The sequence below is a fragment of the Ruegeria sp. AD2(2025) genome (assembly GCF_056542385.1).
Genome location: NZ_JBQFZS010000015.1, coordinates 29436 through 46187, shown reverse-complemented (window position 1 = coordinate 46187; position 16752 = coordinate 29436). Strand labels below are relative to the sequence as shown.

The 16752-nt window shown below is 59.4% G+C and carries 14 protein-coding genes and 1 pseudogene; 2 read left to right on the top strand and 13 right to left on the bottom strand.

Going from position 1 to position 16752, the window contains the following annotated elements:
• Positions 1 to 187: 187 nt before the first annotated feature.
• The 3 genes from rpoB to rplJ form a co-directional block, all read right to left on the bottom strand.
• Positions 188 to 4324 (bottom strand): DNA-directed RNA polymerase subunit beta, encoded by a 4137-nt coding sequence (rpoB, locus tag ACR1XV_RS20090; RefSeq protein WP_480534631.1) that lies wholly within the window; start codon positions 4322 to 4324, stop codon positions 188 to 190.
• 294 nt (positions 4325 to 4618) lie between these two features.
• Complete coding sequence (gene rplL / locus ACR1XV_RS20085) at positions 4619 to 4993, bottom strand: 50S ribosomal protein L7/L12 (protein ID WP_010441182.1); 375 nt, start codon at positions 4991 to 4993, stop codon at positions 4619 to 4621.
• Between the two features lie 79 nt (positions 4994 to 5072).
• The gene (rplJ, locus tag ACR1XV_RS20080) at positions 5073 to 5591 is read right to left on the bottom strand and encodes a 50S ribosomal protein L10 (RefSeq protein ID WP_209252870.1); all 519 of its coding nucleotides are present in this window, start codon (positions 5589 to 5591) and stop codon (positions 5073 to 5075) included.
• A gap of 392 nt (positions 5592 to 5983) precedes the next feature.
• Here rplJ and ACR1XV_RS20075 point away from each other — a divergent pair, with 392 nt between their 5' ends.
• Positions 5984 to 6955 (top strand): phosphotransferase, encoded by a 972-nt coding sequence (locus ACR1XV_RS20075; RefSeq protein ID WP_480534628.1) that lies wholly within the window; start codon positions 5984 to 5986, stop codon positions 6953 to 6955.
• Positions 6956 to 6971: 16 nt separating this feature from the next.
• Here ACR1XV_RS20075 and ACR1XV_RS20070 read toward each other — a convergent pair whose 3' ends face one another.
• From ACR1XV_RS20070 to rplK, 3 genes are all read right to left on the bottom strand, one after another.
• The gene (locus tag ACR1XV_RS20070; protein WP_480534626.1) at positions 6972 to 8609 is read right to left on the bottom strand and encodes a glycosyltransferase family 32 protein; all 1638 of its coding nucleotides are present in this window, start codon (positions 8607 to 8609) and stop codon (positions 6972 to 6974) included.
• A 172-nt stretch (positions 8610 to 8781) separates the two neighbouring features.
• Positions 8782 to 9480 (bottom strand): 50S ribosomal protein L1, encoded by a 699-nt coding sequence (gene rplA / locus ACR1XV_RS20065; protein WP_480534624.1) that lies wholly within the window; start codon positions 9478 to 9480, stop codon positions 8782 to 8784.
• A gap of 1 nt (position 9481) precedes the next feature.
• On the bottom strand, positions 9482 to 9931 hold the full coding sequence (gene rplK, locus ACR1XV_RS20060) for a 50S ribosomal protein L11 (protein WP_037314971.1): 450 nt from the start codon (positions 9929 to 9931) through the stop codon (positions 9482 to 9484).
• A gap of 460 nt (positions 9932 to 10391) precedes the next feature.
• Between rplK and ACR1XV_RS20055 the strand changes: the two genes are divergently transcribed.
• Positions 10392 to 11249, top strand: coding sequence for a hypothetical protein (locus ACR1XV_RS20055; RefSeq protein WP_480534622.1), 858 nt, complete (start codon positions 10392 to 10394; stop codon positions 11247 to 11249).
• A 78-nt stretch (positions 11250 to 11327) separates the two neighbouring features.
• On the opposite strand, the pseudogene ACR1XV_RS20050 reads toward ACR1XV_RS20055, so the two are convergent.
• The 7 genes and pseudogenes from ACR1XV_RS20050 to ACR1XV_RS20020 form a co-directional block, all read right to left on the bottom strand.
• Positions 11328 to 11525, bottom strand: a pseudogene (locus ACR1XV_RS20050) (transcription termination/antitermination protein NusG); the annotation flags it as partial.
• Between the two features lie 120 nt (positions 11526 to 11645).
• Positions 11646 to 12878: a glycosyltransferase family 4 protein gene (locus ACR1XV_RS20045; protein WP_480534619.1), complete on the bottom strand. Its 1233-nt coding sequence runs from the start codon at positions 12876 to 12878 to the stop codon at positions 11646 to 11648.
• Positions 12879 to 12971: 93 nt separating this feature from the next.
• The gene (gene nusG / locus ACR1XV_RS20040; protein ID WP_170415591.1) at positions 12972 to 13505 is read right to left on the bottom strand and encodes a transcription termination/antitermination protein NusG; all 534 of its coding nucleotides are present in this window, start codon (positions 13503 to 13505) and stop codon (positions 12972 to 12974) included.
• Positions 13506 to 13684: 179 nt separating this feature from the next.
• The gene (secE, locus tag ACR1XV_RS20035) at positions 13685 to 13882 is read right to left on the bottom strand and encodes a preprotein translocase subunit SecE (protein WP_171124314.1); all 198 of its coding nucleotides are present in this window, start codon (positions 13880 to 13882) and stop codon (positions 13685 to 13687) included.
• 66 nt (positions 13883 to 13948) lie between these two features.
• Positions 13949 to 14107: a cbb3-type cytochrome oxidase assembly protein CcoS gene (gene ccoS / locus ACR1XV_RS20030; RefSeq protein ID WP_170328799.1), complete on the bottom strand. Its 159-nt coding sequence runs from the start codon at positions 14105 to 14107 to the stop codon at positions 13949 to 13951.
• Between the two features lie 4 nt (positions 14108 to 14111).
• A complete protein-coding gene (locus tag ACR1XV_RS20025) occupies positions 14112 to 16289 on the bottom strand; it encodes a heavy metal translocating P-type ATPase (RefSeq protein WP_480534617.1) in 2178 nt (725 codons plus the stop codon).
• A gap of 3 nt (positions 16290 to 16292) precedes the next feature.
• Positions 16293 to 16751 (bottom strand): FixH family protein, encoded by a 459-nt coding sequence (locus tag ACR1XV_RS20020; protein ID WP_480534615.1) that lies wholly within the window; start codon positions 16749 to 16751, stop codon positions 16293 to 16295.
• Between the last annotated feature and the right edge of the window lies 1 nt (position 16752).

The window sequence follows — 16752 nt, the reverse complement described above, 5'->3', positions numbered from 1 at the left end:
ATTATGTCTTCTGGGACATGTGAATTTGCTCTTGGCGTGTGCACACTCAAAAAATGAGTAGCGCTTTCGTTGCTGAACGCGCTGTGCCGGAGGCCGCTATCCTCGTCCAGTTTCCCAACGCTCACGCTACCCGCGCTTGCACAGGCGGCAAGGCAGAATGGCGCAAGCATTGTGAAACCTTTTGATGTCACTCCTCAACCTCCGCATCCAGGAGTTCCATATTCAGGCCGAGGCCACGGACTTCTTTCACCAGAACGTTGAACGATTCCGGTACGCCCGCTTCAAAGTTATCCTCGCCCTTGACGATCGACTCATAGACCTTGGTCCGGCCGGCGACGTCATCCGATTTCACCGTCAGCATCTCCTGCAGGGTGTAGGCGGCGCCGTAAGCTTCCAGAGCCCAGACTTCCATCTCACCAAAGCGCTGACCACCGAACTGCGCCTTACCACCCAGCGGCTGCTGGGTAACCAGGCTGTACGGCCCGGTCGAACGCGCGTGGATCTTGTCATCCACCAGGTGGTGCAGTTTCAGCAGGTACTTGATGCCCACGGTTACCGGACGCGCGAATTGCTCACCGGTGCGACCGTCGAACAGAACCGACTGACCGCTTTCCGAGAAGCCCGCGCGCACCAGCGCGTCGTTGACGTCAGCCTCTTTGGCGCCGTCGAAGACCGGGGTTGCGATCGGAACACCGCGGGTCACGTTGCCCGCAACCTCGATCAAGCCATCCTCGTCCAGACCGGTGATGCCTTCTTCGTAGACATTCTCGCCATAGGCCAGCTTCATCGCTTCGCGCACCGGGGTCAGGTCGCCGGAGCGGCGGTATTCACCCAGAGCGTCGTCGATGTTCAGACCCAGACCGCGCGCGGCCCAACCCATGTGGGTTTCAAGGATCTGACCGACGTTCATACGCGACGGCACACCCAGCGGGTTCAGACAGAAGTCAACCGGAGTACCATCAGCCAGGAACGGCATGTCTTCCATCGGAACAACCTTGGAGATCACACCTTTGTTCCCGTGACGACCGGCCATCTTGTCGCCCGGCTGCAACTTGCGCTTCACGGCGATGAAGACTTTAACCATCTTCATCACACCCGGCGGCAGGTCGTCGCCACGGCGGACTTTTTCGACCTTGTCTTCGAAACGAGCGTCCAGAGCGCGTTTCTGCACTTCGTACTGCTCGTTCAGAGCCTCAACGATCTGTGCGTCCTGCTCGCCTTCCAGCGCCAGCTGCCACCACTGACCACGGGTCAGGGTTTCCAGCAGGTCCTCGGTAATCACCGAGCCCGGCTTGACGCCTTTCGGGCCTTTGACAGCGGTTTTACCCAGGATCAGGCCCTGCAGACGCGCATAGATGTTGCGGTCAAGGATCGCCAGCTCGTCGTCCCGGTCACGGGCCAGACGTTCGACTTCCTCACGCTCGATCTGCAGCGCACGTTCGTCTTTCTCGACGCCGTGACGGTTGAAGACGCGGACCTCAACGACAGTCCCGTAATCGCCCGGCTTCACGCGCAGCGAGGTATCGCGCACGTCAGATGCTTTCTCACCAAAGATGGCGCGCAGCAGCTTTTCTTCCGGGGTCATCGGGCTTTCGCCCTTCGGAGTGATCTTGCCGACCAGAATATCGCCCGGCTCAACGTCCGCGCCGATGTAAACGATGCCCGCCTCGTCGAGGTTGCGCAGCGCTTCTTCACCGACATTCGGGATGTCGCGGGTGATCTCTTCCGGACCCAGCTTGGTATCACGGGCGGCGACTTCGAATTCCTCGATATGGACCGAAGTAAAGACGTCATCACGTGCGATACGTTCCGAGATCAGGATCGAGTCTTCGTAGTTGTAACCGTTCCAAGGCATGAACGCGACGACCACGTTCTTACCCAGAGCCAGTTCACCCATATCGGTCGACGGACCATCGGCAATGACCTCGCCTTTCTGGACGGTGTCACCCACCTTGATCAGCGGACGCTGGTTGATGCAGGTGTTCTGGTTCGACCGCTGGAACTTGCGCAGACGGTAGATGTCAACGCCAGCGTCGCCCAGTTCCAGATCCTCAGTCGCGCGGATAACGATACGCTGAGCATCGACCTGGTCGATGATACCGGCGCGTTTCGCCTGAATCGCAGCACCCGAGTCAATCGCAACCTTTTCCTCGATCCCGGTACCAACCAGCGGCGCCTCGGCCCGCAACAGCGGAACCGCCTGACGTTGCATGTTCGAGCCCATCAGAGCGCGGTTAGCGTCGTCATTTTCAAGGAACGGGATCAGCGATGCAGCGACCGAAACCAGCTGTTTCGGCGACACGTCGATCAGGTCCACATTCTCGCGCGGGGCAAGCGTATAGTCGCCAGCCTGACGGGTCGAGACCAGATCGTTGATGAACTTGCCATCCGCATCCAACGTCGCGTTCGCCTGCGCCACGGTGTGACGCATTTCCTCGGTCGCGGACATATAGTGAACCTCATCGGTCACCTCGGCGTCCTTGACGACGCGGTAAGGTGTTTCGATGAAGCCATATTTGTTCACGCGAGCGAAGGTGGCCAGCGAGTTAATCAGACCGATGTTCGGACCTTCGGGCGTTTCAATCGGGCACATCCGGCCATAGTGGGTCGGGTGTACGTCGCGTACCTCAAAGCCTGCACGTTCGCGTGTCAGACCACCGGGGCCAAGCGCCGAGAGGCGGCGTTTGTGGGTAACTTCCGACAACGGGTTGGTCTGGTCCATGAACTGCGACAGCTGCGACGAGCCGAAGAATTCGCGGACCGCAGCCGCAGCCGGTTTCGCGTTGATCAGGTCTTGCGGCATGACGGTGTCAATCTCGACCGACGACATACGCTCTTTGATCGCGCGCTCCATGCGCAGCAGACCGACGCGGTACTGGTTTTCCATCAGTTCGCCGACCGAACGCACACGACGGTTGCCGAGGTGGTCGATATCGTCCACGTCGCCTTTGCCGTCGCGCAGTTCCACCAGCGCCTTGATGCAGGCCACGATATCTTCGCGACGCAGGGTGCGCAGGGTGTCGGGCGCGTCCAGTGCCAGACGCATGTTCATCTTCACGCGGCCAACGGCGGACAGGTCATAGCGCTCGCTGTCGAAGAACAGCGTGTCGAACAGGGCCGAGGCCGCTTCGACGGTGGGCGGCTCACCCGGGCGCATGACGCGGTAGATGTCCATCAGCGCGCTTTCACGGTTCAGGTTCTTGTCCTGAGCCATGGTGTTGCGCATGTAGGGGCCAACATTGACGTTGTCGATGTCCAGAACCGGGATGTCGGTGATGCCCGCATCCATCAGATCCTTGACGGTGCCACCGATCAGGTCGCCGTCTTTGTCATACTCAAGGGTCAGCTCATCACCGGCTTCGACATAGATCGCGCCGTTTTCTTCGTTGATGATGTCCTTGGCGACATACTTGCCGACGATGTTGTCGAAGGGCACCAGCAGGTCGGTGACGCTGCCTTCGTCGATCAGCTTTTTGACCGCGCGCGGGGTGACTTTCTTACCCGCTTCGGCAATCACTTCGCCCGACTTTGCGTCGATCAGATCGTATGTCGGACGGGTGCCGCGCACACGCTCGGGGAAGAACGGCGTGACCCAGCCTTTCTTCTTGTCCAGCTTGTAGGACACGGTGTTGTAATATGCGTCCATGATCGCTTCCTGATCCAGACCCAGCGCATAAAGCAGGGTTGTCACAGGCAGTTTGCGGCGACGGTCGATACGGGCGAACACGATGTCCTTGGCGTCGAACTCAAAGTCCAGCCAACTGCCGCGATACGGGATGATGCGGCAGGCAAACAGCAGCTTGCCCGAGGAATGGGTCTTGCCCTTGTCGTGGTCAAAGAACACACCGGGCGAGCGGTGCATCTGGGAGACGATCACACGCTCGGTGCCGTTCACGATGAACGTGCCGTTCGGTGTCATCAGGGGCATGTCGCCCATGAAAACGTCCTGTTCTTTGATGTCCTTGACCGATTTCGCGCCGGTGTCCTCATCGACATCAAACACGATCAGACGCAGAGTGACCTTGAGCGGCGCGCTGTAGGTCATGTCGCGCTGCATACACTCTTCGACGTCGTATTTGGGTTTTTCCAGATCGTATTTCACGAACTCCAGAACGGAGGTTTCGTTGAAATCCTTGATCGGGAAAACCGACTGGAACACGCCTTTGATGCCTTCGCCGTCTGTGGGCTGTTCTGCATCGCCGGAGCGCAGGAAAAGGTCATAAGAAGATTTTTGCACCTCAATGAGGTTCGGCATTTCCAAAACTTCGCGGATTTTGCCGTAATATTTACGAAGACGTTTCTGGCCAAGGAACGTTTGAGCCATGTCAGATGTCACCTTTCGATGTTCTCAGCGGGCAAAGACACCGTCGGGCCCCGGCATCTTGCACAATCGAGACGACACGTCCGGATCAATTCGTGGCCACCGTCCCGAAGGCGGCCTCCCGATCCGAAAACCGTGTCTTAGAAAACGCCCCCTCGATTGAGGCCCTTTCTAAGACAGGTTCGGCTGGACCCGGATTTCTCCGGACCCAGCCTGAACTTTTGGGCTCGCACCGGAGTTCTTGAAGAACTCCGGCCCGCTTTCTTTTCAAGAAAGCGGGTCCCTGAGCATAAGCGCTTAGGCCAGTTCGACCTCGGCGCCAGCTGCTTCCAGCTTGCCTTTGACTTCTTCGGCTTCGTCTTTCGACACGCCTTCTTTGATCTTGCCGCCAGCTTCGACCAGTTCCTTGGCTTCTTTCAGGCCCAGACCGGTGATGCCGCGAACTTCTTTGATCACGTTGATTTTCGAAGCGCCGGCGTTCTTCAGAACGACGTCGAATTCGGTTTTCTCTTCCTCAGCTGCGCCACCGGCGTCGCCACCGGCTGCAACCATTACGGCGCCGCCAGCTGCGGGCTCGATGCCGTATTCGTCTTTGAGGATGGTTTTCAGTTCTTGTGCTTCCAGCAGGGTCAGACCCACGATGCTTTCTGCGAGTGCTTTCAGATCAGCCATTTTATCAGCTCTTTCCGTTTACAGTGTGTGTTCCAACGTCAGGGGCAATCCCCTACGCAGATCATTCAGTGCCAACCGCTTACGCAGCTTCCGCCTTCTCTTCGATGGTGGAAAGGATGCTTGCGATATTGCTTGCAGGTGCGCCAATCGCGCCGGCGATGTTCGAAGCAGGTGCGCCAATGCAGCCAACGATCGAAGCAATAAGCTCTTCACGGGACGGCATTTTCGAAACTGTTTCGACGCCTTTGCGGTCCAGAGCGTTCTCGCCCATTGCACCGCCAAGGATTTCGAACTTTTTGTTCTCCTTGGCGAAGTCCTCGGCCACCTTGGCTGCTGCCACGGGGTCCTCGGAATAGGTCAGAACGGTCATCCCTGTCAGCAGGTCGGCCATGCTTTCACACGGCTTACCCTCAAGGGCGATTTTGGCGAGCCTGTTCTTGGCAACACGCACGGCACCACCCGCGTCACGAGCACGTGCGCGAAGGTCCTGCATCTCGGCAACTGTCAGACCGGCGTAGTGAGCAACCACTACGACGCCAGAGCTTTCGAAGATTTGGCCGAGTTCCTCGACCACTTTCTCTTTCTGGGCTCTATCCACAGTTCTCTCCAAGTTAGGGGCGAAATCTCACCCCGGCTCATATTTGCCGAGGGGTTAACCCCGGCGTTCAGGTCCGTTGTTACGGGATTGGCCAAAATGCGCCCGAGGATCGTGACCCTCAGAATTCTTTGGTCTTACCCGTCTCAGGCAGGGAATTAAGGGGCCATATGGCACCACCCACCGTCTTGGACGAAACAAAATAAAGCGCACGACGAATCGCACGCTTTATTCCGCAGCCCTACTTAGGGCAGATGGCCGGGGTTTCCAAGGGGTAAATTGGCCGTCCCCTCCTCCACCCGCCGCGTTCCCTGCCGCTCTGCATTGACATGCCCGGCCCGCTGGTGTCCGGTCTTGGTCAGGCGAAATTACGGGCAACGTGAAACCTCTCCGACATGCTGACGCTCACCGATGACGAGACCCGAATGGCCTCAGGATATGTCGAGGAATTTGCCGCCCAGAGCCCTGATCATCGCGTAGACGGTTTCGAATGTATCTGGCGGTCACATGACTTCCCGGATGCCCGACTTGTTCTTCGTCTCAGGACCCCGCAGCAGGATTTCGCCCTCAAGATCGACACCCAGTCGCCCGGGACCGGGCGGCTGCAACAGGAATTTCGCGTTCTGTCGGATCTGACGACGCATTTTGCGAGTACTTCCGACGGCCAGGTGGTGCGCCCGGTTTACTTCTCTCCCGGCAAGGCATTTTTCGTGACTGAATTCATCGACCGCCCCACCGCGGTCGACGTGATTTACAACAGCCCGGACGACCGGCAGGTCGCGCAGGTCTTCCGGCGCGCCGGCGCGTGGCTGCACCACCTGCACGCTTATCGGCCTGTCGAACAGCAGCCGTTCTGGCCGCAATGGATGATGGAACGTATCCGCAACTCGGCCCCGTCGATCTATCCCCGGATCCGGCGCGACTATCAGCGGATGATGAACATCATGCGGGCGGATGCGGCACATCTGAGGGGGCAGGCGGACAGCCAAGTATTTTCCCACGGCGACTTTCATGGCCTGAACCTGATCCTCGGACAAGGCGCCGCGATCGGGCTGGACTTCACCGAAGCGCGCGAAAAACTGGCCGTCTACGATATCGTCGACTTCCTCAAGGCGGATGTCTTCAGACCCGGTTCCGCGGAAGAGATGGACCGAAGCGGCATCCTCCGGCGCAACAAGGAGATGTTTTTCCGCCGTTATCGCCATCCCGTGGACATCGACATACTCGATTTTTGCATCCGCGGGCGGCTCTTGCGAGATTGGCTTCTGCTATGCCAGCAGGGTCACAGCTACAGCGATTTCGAACGGCGCAAGGCCGAACGGCTGAGAATTCGGCTGAAACAGGCGCTGATCGAACCGCTGGTCTGAAACGGACCGGTCGGTGTCAGAACAGATGCCCAAGAATCTCGCGCGCCGCGCATGGACCGCTGTTACCGTCAATCTGCGCCAGCACCGCACGAAAGTCACGACCCCAAAGATGCAGGCCGAACGAGTTGGGTGTCACAAAATCGGATAGCCGCGTTCCGTCCCGCAACAGTTCTGGGATCTGCCGGCTGCCGACTGGATAGAAGGCTTCGGCCTCATGCGCGAACCGGGCCTCGCCTGTCGCCTCCAGTGCCGAGGTCAAAGCCCTTGGACCTGTCCTGCCCCACTGAAGGCTTCCGAACGGTTTCTCACGTCCTTCAGCGACCGCTTCATTAAGTGCTGAGAACGCGCTCAAGCCGCCCCAGGCCTGCGTTATCTGGGTACCTTCGTCAAATATCTCGCTTAGCATCCCTAAGACCACACTGTCTTTGGGCAGGCCAAATACAGCGTTGTTATAAAGGGAGTGGCGCATTCTGTTGGTCGGATCATCCGGGCCGGTTCTGCCAACACAAAACCCGTCACGTGCAGCGACGGAGCTTAACAATTCCCGGGCGGGGCGGACCATGTACATATCGGTATCCAGCCAGATCATCCCGGTCTTTCGGACCATGTGATAGCGGAAAACATCAGCATGAATCGCGGTGCTGCGATACCTGAAATGACGCACGACACGGTTCGGTTCATATAATTCCCGGGCATCGGCCGTTTCAATCCCCTCGGGGACATTACGAACTGGCGCATAGGAGAAAACAACCGGATCATAGCCGTGCTCCCGCATCGACAACAGACAGGCCTGTTCCAGCGGCCCCATCTCGTCGCCCAGCCAAAGCGTGCCAAATCCCCTGTTTTCCAACTGATCTGATGCGATCCGAGGGGGCGCGATCTCTGCCGGAACGGTGCGGGGCTTCAGATGCAGCCAGCGCGTCGGATACTCCCGCCCCTCAGAGGCAAGCAGCCAGGTCAGATCATCCGGTAATCGCAGTTCCTCGCGCAGCTGCAACACATCACGTGTTGTATCTGTGACAATCTCGGTGTCGAACAGCATCTTTGCGTCGCGCAGCAGACGCTCCTCCTTTTCCGAGCCCAGCCAGGCCTCGTCCGAGTATAGCTCGATCAGGAATTCTGAGGTCCTGAAATCGTTCAGAAAATCGAAGGTGAGCAGATCGAATTCGTTCCCCTCAATATCAATGAGAAAGAACAGCTCATCCGGCTTATGGCCTTCAAGAGTGTCGCGCACAGAACTGGTCGTCGCCCTGCCCGAGATTGCAACACGGTCGCGGACACCATTGGTCAGCGCTGTGTCCCGGATGGCCCGGCGCCCTTTGGGACGTTGCTCAAAGCAGATACTTCGGTCAAAGCATCCCGCATACACCAAGCCGACGCCCCAGTACCCGTCAGCAGCACCGATATCGACCAGGGTCCTCCTATCGCTTGCCTGAAAAATCCGCTGATTGTGCTGCTCGTAGAATCCCATCAGTTTGGCAATCAGGTCCGATGCCCCGCCGCTGTGTTCGTGCATCAGCTTCAGACCGCAAAGGCATCCGCCCTGAACGACCCCATTAGCTTCCTCAAAATACTGCAGACTGGCGGCGTGCCGGAACTGACGCATGCTGCGTTTCAACTGCCGCAGTTCTTTGGCGGGCATATTCAACTGCATCTTACTTCCTGTCTCAGCCTGCGACCGCGGCCCCGCACTTTACGGCGCACCAGCGCTCGTTTCGGGTATCGGGGTCATCGTGTGATAAGCTTAGATAAGAGCGCTGAAAACAAAAAAATCCCGGATGGTTTAAACCATCCGGGACCATTTCTTTACATCTATTAGCCGGGGCTTACTCGCCCGCTGCCTCTGCCACATCGACAGTCACGCCCGGGCCCATAGTCGAGCTCAGCGCGATTTTCTTCATGTACGTACCTTTGGCGCCAGACGGCTTCGCCTTGGCCACGGCCGAGACAAAAGCACGGACGTTTTCGACCAGCTTGGCTTCGTCAAAAGACGCTTTGCCAACACCGGCATGCACAACGCCGCCTTTTTCCGCCTTGAACTGAACTTCACCGCCCTTGGCTGCTTCCACGGCCGCTTTTACGTCCATGGTCACGGTGCCGACCTTGGGGTTCGGCATCAGGTTGCGGGGGCCCAGAACCTTACCCAGACGGCCAACGATGGGCATCATGTCCGGGGTGGCGATGCAGCGATCGAATTCGATGGTGCCGCCCTGAATGGTTTCCATCAGGTCCTCTGCGCCAACGATATCCGCGCCAGCTTCTTTCGCTTCGTCAGCCTTGGGGCCGCGAGCAAAAACAGCAACGCGCATCGCTTTGCCGGTGCCGTTGGGCAGGCCGACAACGCCGCGCACCATCTGGTCTGCGTGACGGGTGTCAACGCCCAGGTTCAGAGCGATTTCGATGGTCTCGTCGAATTTCGAGGTTGCGTTGCCCTTGACCAGAGCAACCGCTTCTTCAACCGACAGGTTTTCCTTGCCGGCGACAGCTTCGCGCGCAGCGCGGGTACGTTTACCGAGTTTTGCCATCTTACTTCACCTCGATGCCCATAGAGCGGGCCGAGCCCAGGATGATCTGCATTGCGCCTTCGACGTCGTTGGCGTTGAGATCTTTCATTTTGGCTTCGGCGATTTCGCGAACCTGCTTGGAGGTCACGGTGGCCACGGTCTCACGACCGGGGTTTTCCGCACCGCGGGGGCGGTTACGCTTGCCAACCGGCTTCAGACCAGCGGCTTTTTTCAGGTAATAAGACGCGGGCGGCGTCTTGATGTCCATGGTGAAGGACTTGTCCTGATAATAGGTGATCACGGTCGGGCAAGGGGCACCCTGCTCCATGTCTGCGGTCTTGGCGTTGAACGCCTTGCAGAATTCCATGATGTTGATGCCGCGCTGACCCAGCGCCGGACCAACTGGCGGCGAGGGGTTCGCCTGACCTGCAGGAACCTGCAGCTTCATTGTACCAGCAAGCTTCTTGGCCATTTGGTTTTCCTTTCAACGTGAATGGGACGCGTCCCACCCGGTTTATGTTGCGCGGTTCGGCCCGGAATCGCGATCCCGGCAACCTCCCACGAGAGAATCTCGCCCGAAGACGATAGAGGCGGCGTTTATAGGGGAATGAGGGGGTTGGCAAGTAGGTGAAAATGCTTTGCAGCGCAGACCTCCGTGTCAGGGCCTTTAGCACGTCGTGATTGGCTGTCGAATACTCTGGGGGTTGGTTTCGGGCCATATAAGTACCCGGTAGATCAACACGCAAGTTCCGGTGCGGCGCGGATCGGTGCGCCCTTGGAGCAACAATCATCCAAAGATGAGAGAACTCAAAACCATTTTTGATTGTGCCAACTGGGGCTGACAATACCGTCTGGTTGAAGTTTCACCGAAGATCAATTTCTAATGCGCACCAGTTGTTGGGAAGATGTCCCAGAATTCAAAGGGCAATATGATGAATGACGAAGTTTACTCGATTTTCCCCAACGCCCTTGCAATTTGGGTCGGCAGCCTTTCCGCATGGTCTTTCTGGCGGCAATCTCGCGTTGTTTTGGAATACGGAATTGGCGTTAGCGTGCATGTGCAACACACCCTTTTGGTCTCCTTAGCCCTGACCCTTCTTGCCATCGCATTCATCTACACCTACGCGAAAGACCGTCCTGCGGCTGTTCCACTGTTCGGCGCGCTCGCAGCTTGCGTCATGACTCCACCAGTTTTTGCCGATTCTGGCCGAGTACTGGTGATCTTGAGATATGACTATTACTCGGGGTTTGATTGGATCGCCTCTGAATGGGTGCAGTGGGTATGGTTTGCGCTCGGCTTGGTTTCCATTCTTGGGATAACGCAAATACGCATAAACCGGAGAATTATACAGGATAGCCAATCCTCGACCTTGTCTGTGGTACGATCCGTCAGGGTGGAAGCGATTTACTGGTTTTTGACAGCTTGGTTTACAATCTTGGCTCTGAACCCGGCCAGCGAATTGGTTTCCCGTGTGTTTTGGGCAGCAATCTCGGCGAATGAACTGAACGCCAACCAAACTCTGTTCAAACTTGGACGGCTTGCAATGCCGGTAGGCATAGCGCTGGCACTTTGGTTGCGCTCTGGCGCTGCTGTTTGGTTGTTCGTGGTTTCTATGCTCTCGTCCTATGGAATAGTTCGTTTCTTCAGCTGGGAATCTTATTGGCCGGAATACGGGCTCTTTTCGCCTCACACGCCCAAGGGCTTCTACCTGTTACATCCCTTGTTTCAGCTCACATTATTGTCGCTGCTCGCACTAGTTGCACGCACCAAGATCATTCGGCTTCGATAGTGAATTTCTTGACGCTGGTACAAAAAAAGCCGCGCTGCCTGTGGCACCGCGGCGTCAGAGAATTCTCTGGGCAGCTAATCAGCCCTGCTTCGTAACCTGCCTGAGATCCTGTTCGACCGGGGTTTTGCGACCATAAATAGAAACAGAGACCTTCAGCTTCTGGTTCCCGTCGTCCACGCCTTCGACCATCCCGTCGAAATCCTCGAACGCACCGTCGTTGACCTTGACCTTCTCGCCAACCTCGAAGCTGATCATCAGCTTGGGCATTTCTTCACCTTACTGAACGCGGTTGATCGAATTGACAAGGCGATAGCCCTGCTCGGCACCGACGTGCGGATTAATCTAAGATCTTCTTTTCGAAATTCGAAAGAGCGCTGACCAAGCACCACCGTTTCGCTATGCACCTGCTGTCCGTGTTGCCGTAGGCCGCGACCCGTCGCACCCGGCCAGCAAGCCGTCATAGGCCTTCATCCAGCTTTCGGCGACAACCGGCCACGTATATTCGGACATCGCGCGGGCGCGGGCGCGGTCAGACACGTCCTGCGCAAGATCGGTGTCGCTGATCAAGTGGTCCATCGCGCGCGCGAAGCCGTCAACGACGGCGTCGAGATCCGCGGCCTCGACAAACAGCGCTTCTTGGTCGGTGGCCAATTGCATCGGACCACCCCAGCGCAGCGCCACGACCGGCAGTCCCAGTCCCATCGCCTCTTGCATGACGATGCCGTTGGCCTCGGCCAGAGTGGGGAAAAGGAAACCTCGGAATCTGGACATCTCGCGCACGTAATCGGCATGGGGCAGCCAGCCTGGAAAGGTAACGCGGTCCTGCAGACCAAGTTCCTGAACCAGCGCTTCAGCGCCCGGTTTTTCCGGGCCGTCGCCATAGATGGTCAGCCGCGCATCCTGCCCGGATCGCGCAACCGCCCGGATCGCAATGTCGGCGCCTTTGTAATTGACCATCCGCCCGATCCAGACAAACTCTCGCCCGGTTCGACTGTGATCGATTGGCCGCGCGTCCGATATCCGTTCAGTGACACCGGCATCGGCAACCGTCATCATCCGCGCCTCGTCGCACCCGGACCAGCGCAGGGCCTGGCGGGTCCGCTCTCCGCCCGAGACCAAGAGGCGATCCGCCTTCTTCATCATGCCAGGCACGATGCCCAAGAACCCCTGAAGCGGTCGATAGAGGCGCTGCTGCAGACGTTGTCCCTTGCCCTGCCGATCGCGGAACCCCGGCGGGTAGAAGATATTGCCGGACAGCGGGCCCACCACATGCCGATACCCGCGCGGAGCAAACCGCTGCATCATCGGTGAAATCGGGCATAGATAATGCAGGATCGTTTCAGCCGGATCGAACCGCTGGCAAAGCCTGCGCGCATAGCGATGAAACAGAGTGTTCACCAGCGGGTTCAGAATCCGGCTGCGCCAGCAGAACACCATCAGAGCGGTGTCGGGCACGAAAATCATGCGATCTTCGGGGAACTCGCCCACGAGCGCATCCCGGCAGCGCTCATGAGTCATCAGATAGGCATCATGGCCGTTTTGCAGCAGGAACTGGAAATACTGAAAGGCCTTGATCGCCTCTCCGCCCATATCTGTTCCAGCATTCGTGGAAATCAGAACAATCTTCATCAAAAACCGAACGGAGTTGCTGCAATAACTCCGCTCAGCTTAGGTACCGAGGCATTGTTTGCCAAGTGAGATCCGTCACAGGACGGATCGTGGTCACGATTGTTTCGTAACCTGCGTGAAATCCAGCTCCACCGGAGTTTCGCGGCCGAAAATGGAAACAGAGACCTTCAGCTTCTGGTTCTCGTCGTCCACGCCTTCGACCATGCCGTCGAAATCCTCGAACGGACCGTCGTTGACCTTGACCTTCTCGCCGACCTCGAAGCTGATCATCAGCTTGGGTGCTTCTTCACCTTCCTGAACGCGGTTCAGAATCTGGTTCACCTCCGCGTCGCGCATCGGCATCGGGCGCCCCTGAGGGCCCAGGAAACCGGTGACGCGGTTGATCGAGTTCACCAGGTGATAGCCCTGATCCGACATCTCCATATGCACCAACACGTAGCCGGGCATGAAACGGCGTTCGGTAGTGACCTTCTTGCCCCGGCGCACTTCGATCACCTCTTCGGTGGGCACCAGAACCTCGTCGATATCGTCCTCAAGGCCCTGCTCGGCCACCGACGTGCGGATCTGCTCTGCGATCTTCTTTTCGAAATTCGAAAGAACGCTGACCGAGTACCACCGTTTCGCCATGAACCTGCTGTCCTTGTTTGCCGTAGGCCGCGACCCGTCGCGCCTGTCGTTGAAATCTGTCGCACCACCCGGAATAAAAAGCGGCGCGCAGATCGAATCGCCGCACGCCCATTCCGAATAGTCCCGCGTCACCTACTAGCACATCGCCCAAGGTGCAAGAGGGCAGCGACCCGCAGGCGTTATCCGAACGCGCCCAGGATCAGCTGCAGACCACCGCGAATGCCCAGATCGACCAGCGCAAAGAACACAGCCGTCAGCGCCGCCATGATGAACACCATGACCGTGGTCAGCAGAACCTCGCGGCGCGTCGGCCAGACGACCTTTGCGACTTCGGCGCGGACCTGCTGAATGAACTGGATCGGGTTTGTGGTGGCCATTTGGCGTATCTCTCTGCTAGCGGATGGGCCGGACATAACCGGGCATTGCGGCAATTTCAAGGGCTGTCAGGGGCGGGGCTTATCGTCCCATTCGTCGCTGAGAATGCGCCGCGCGTCGCCTTCGGGATCGTCATACTGGTTCGAGCGCACCGTATAGATAAACGCCACCAGACCAACGCCGCCCAGCAGCAGCGAGATCGGAATGAGATAGGCCAGAACTTCCATCAACTTACCTCAGCCGCAGGGCGTTCAGGGACACGGTGATCGACGAGGTCGACATCGCCAGCGCCGCAATCAGCGGGGTCGCCAGACCAACCACGGCCAGCGGCACGGCGATGATATTATAAACGGTGGCGATGCGAAAGTTCTCGCGAATCCGCCGGGTCGCCCGGACCGCCGAGTCGCAGGCATCCGCAATCGGGGATAGGTCATTGCCCAGCAGCACGATATCCGACGCCACCCGCGCTGCATCCAGCGCCGAGGCCGGAGAGATCGACACATGCGCCGCCGCCAGTGCCGCCGTGTCGTTCAGCCCGTCGCCCACCATCAGAACATGATGGCCCTGATCGCGCAGCGCTTGCACTTTGGTGGCCTTGTCCTCCGGCAGGGCTTCGGCGATCCAGGTTTTGATGCCCAGCTTGCCGGCCAGCGCCTCGACCGCCCCCTGCGTATCGCCCGAGATCAGGATGACCTCTTTGCCGGCCTTGCGCAGGGCTGCAACGGCGTCGGCCGCGCCGGGGCGCAGGCTGTCGGTAAAGGTAAAGCACAGGGGCGGGTTAGCCCCGATGGCCAGCCAGGCCGAGGTCTGCGCCCCGTCCGCGCCACCAACCCAGGCCGCGCGGCCCAGCCGGACGCGTTGATCTTTGTAAACACCTTCGGTGCCGTAACCCGGCACCTCGACCAGATCGCGCAAGCTGGCCGGTTTGATCCCGGCCTCGCGCGCGGCTGTGGCAAGGGCCAGCGACAAGGGGTGCGACGAGGCCTCGGCCAGCGCCAGCGCGACCTCAAGGTCCGCACATGCGTGATCGCCCAGATTGGTCAGTTCGGGCGTGCCCGAGGTCAGCGTGCCGGTCTTGTCGAACACAACCGTGTCGACCTCGGCCAGACGTTCCAGCGCGGTGGCGTGTTTGATCAACATCCCTTTGCGGAACAACCTGCCCGAGGCCGCCGTGGTCACCGCAGGCACCGCCAGCCCCAACGCGCACGGGCAGGTGATGATCAGTACCGCAGCCGCGATATTCAGCGCCGTGCGGATGTCACCCGAATAAATATACCAGCCCACAAAGCTGAGCGCCGACAGGATATGCACCCCCGGCGCATAAAGCTTGGCCGCCTTGTCGGCCAGCGACGTGTACCGGGACCGGCCGGATTCGGCGATGGCCACCAGATCGGCCATGCGGTGCAACGAGGTATCCTCACCCACCGCCGTGGCGCGGATGGTCAGGGGGCCGGTCAGGTTGACCTCACCGGCGCTGACGGTCAGGCCGGCCTCGGCAAAGACCGGCAGGGTTTCCCCGGTCAGCAACGAGCGGTCGAGTTCCGAGCGGCCCGAGACGATCTCTCCGTCCACCGGCATCCGGCCACCGGGCCGCACAAGGATCAGGTCGCCCACGGTCAGGGTGGCGACGGCAACCTCTTCCTCGGCCCCATCCACCAGCCGGATGGCGCGGGGCACCTCGAGCGCGGTCAGTTCCTCAGCCGCCGAGCGCGCGGCGGCACGAGTGCGATAGTCCAGATAGCGGCCTGCCAGCAGGAAAAAGGTCAGCGTCAGGGCGGCGTCGAAATAGGCGTGTTCGCCGCTGAGCGCGGTTTCCCACAGCGACGTGACCAGCGCCAGCCCAATCGCCAGCACGATCGGCACATCCATGTTCAGACGGCGCACCCGCAGCGCGCTCCAGGCGTTTTTGAAGAAAGGCTGCGCGGCAAAGGCAATCGCGGGGAAGGCGATCGCTGCCGAAATCCAGTGGAACATATCGCGCGTCGCGTCGGTGGCACCGGACCAGACCGACACAGACAGCAGCATCACATTCATCGAGGCAAACCCGGCCACCGCCAGCCGCATCAGCAGATCGCGCCCGGCCCGGTCGGTCTGCGTGGCGGACAGGGCGCCGGGGTCCAATTCATGCGCCTCGAAACCGGCGCGCTCCAGCACCGGGATCAGATCGGCGGCGCGGGTTTCGGGCGTGGCCTTGATCATCGCACGCTTGAGCGTCAGGTTGACCCGCGCACCTTCGACCCCCGGCGTCGCATTCAGTTCACGCTCGACCGTGGCGATACAGGCCGAACAATGAATGCCCGGCAGCGACAGCGCGATCTGCACATCCTCGGGCATGGGCTGTGCGGGCTGGGCCGGGGCCGCAATACAGCCCGGACAGGCCGCCGTCGCCGGGGTTACCTGCGCCGTCATACCCTAGCCCTTCACATACAGCGGTACCCGCTGCGCAAACTCGGCGCCGTCCTTGGCCGTGGCAATCAGACGGATGTTCCAGTTGCCCTTGCCCAGCGCCGCAGGTGCTGCATAGGCCCGACCGTCAAAGGTGAAATCGGGCGAGAAATCATCCTGCACGTGGGTGGCGCGACCAACCACGGCCTGCAGATCGGCCACTTCGACCGGCGCACCGGTCTGGTCGGTGATGTGCAGCACCAGCAGGCCACCCGTGACCTCGGCCCGGATATCCCAACCCAGCGCCTGTTGTTCCTGCAGGCGTTCGTTGAACTCCTGGCTGGCGACGTAGGAGTTCTTGACCTCAAGCCCGGGGAAAGTCTTCACCGCGCTATACGCCAGCACGAGGTTCACCGCGATGATGACGCCGAAGGCGGCCACAAAGACCGCGAGTGCGTGTTTTCCGGTGAATTGACGCTCAGCCATG

Excerpts from the sequence above, each read along its gene's own strand:
- rpoB (WP_480534631.1), bottom strand. The coding sequence starts at position 4,324 with ATGGCTCAAACGTTCCTTGGCCAGAAACGTCTTCGTAAATATTACGGC.
- rplL (WP_010441182.1), bottom strand. The coding sequence starts at position 4,993 with ATGGCTGATCTGAAAGCACTCGCAGAAAGCATCGTGGGTCTGACCCTG.
- ACR1XV_RS20075 (WP_480534628.1), top strand. The coding sequence starts at position 5,984 with ATGCTGACGCTCACCGATGACGAGACCCGAATGGCCTCAGGATATGTC.
- ACR1XV_RS20070 (WP_480534626.1), bottom strand. The coding sequence starts at position 8,609 with ATGCAGTTGAATATGCCCGCCAAAGAACTGCGGCAGTTGAAACGCAGC.
- rplA (WP_480534624.1), bottom strand. The coding sequence starts at position 9,480 with ATGGCAAAACTCGGTAAACGTACCCGCGCTGCGCGCGAAGCTGTCGCC.
- rplK (WP_037314971.1), bottom strand. The coding sequence starts at position 9,931 with ATGGCCAAGAAGCTTGCTGGTACAATGAAGCTGCAGGTTCCTGCAGGT.
- ACR1XV_RS20055 (WP_480534622.1), top strand. The coding sequence starts at position 10,392 with ATGAATGACGAAGTTTACTCGATTTTCCCCAACGCCCTTGCAATTTGG.
- ACR1XV_RS20045 (WP_480534619.1), bottom strand. The coding sequence starts at position 12,878 with ATGAAGATTGTTCTGATTTCCACGAATGCTGGAACAGATATGGGCGGA.
- nusG (WP_170415591.1), bottom strand. The coding sequence starts at position 13,505 with ATGGCGAAACGGTGGTACTCGGTCAGCGTTCTTTCGAATTTCGAAAAG.
- secE (WP_171124314.1), bottom strand. The coding sequence starts at position 13,882 with ATGGCCACCACAAACCCGATCCAGTTCATTCAGCAGGTCCGCGCCGAA.
- ccoS (WP_170328799.1), bottom strand. The coding sequence starts at position 14,107 with ATGGAAGTTCTGGCCTATCTCATTCCGATCTCGCTGCTGCTGGGCGGC.
- ACR1XV_RS20025 (WP_480534617.1), bottom strand. The coding sequence starts at position 16,289 with ATGACGGCGCAGGTAACCCCGGCGACGGCGGCCTGTCCGGGCTGTATT.
- ACR1XV_RS20020 (WP_480534615.1), bottom strand. The coding sequence starts at position 16,751 with ATGGCTGAGCGTCAATTCACCGGAAAACACGCACTCGCGGTCTTTGTG.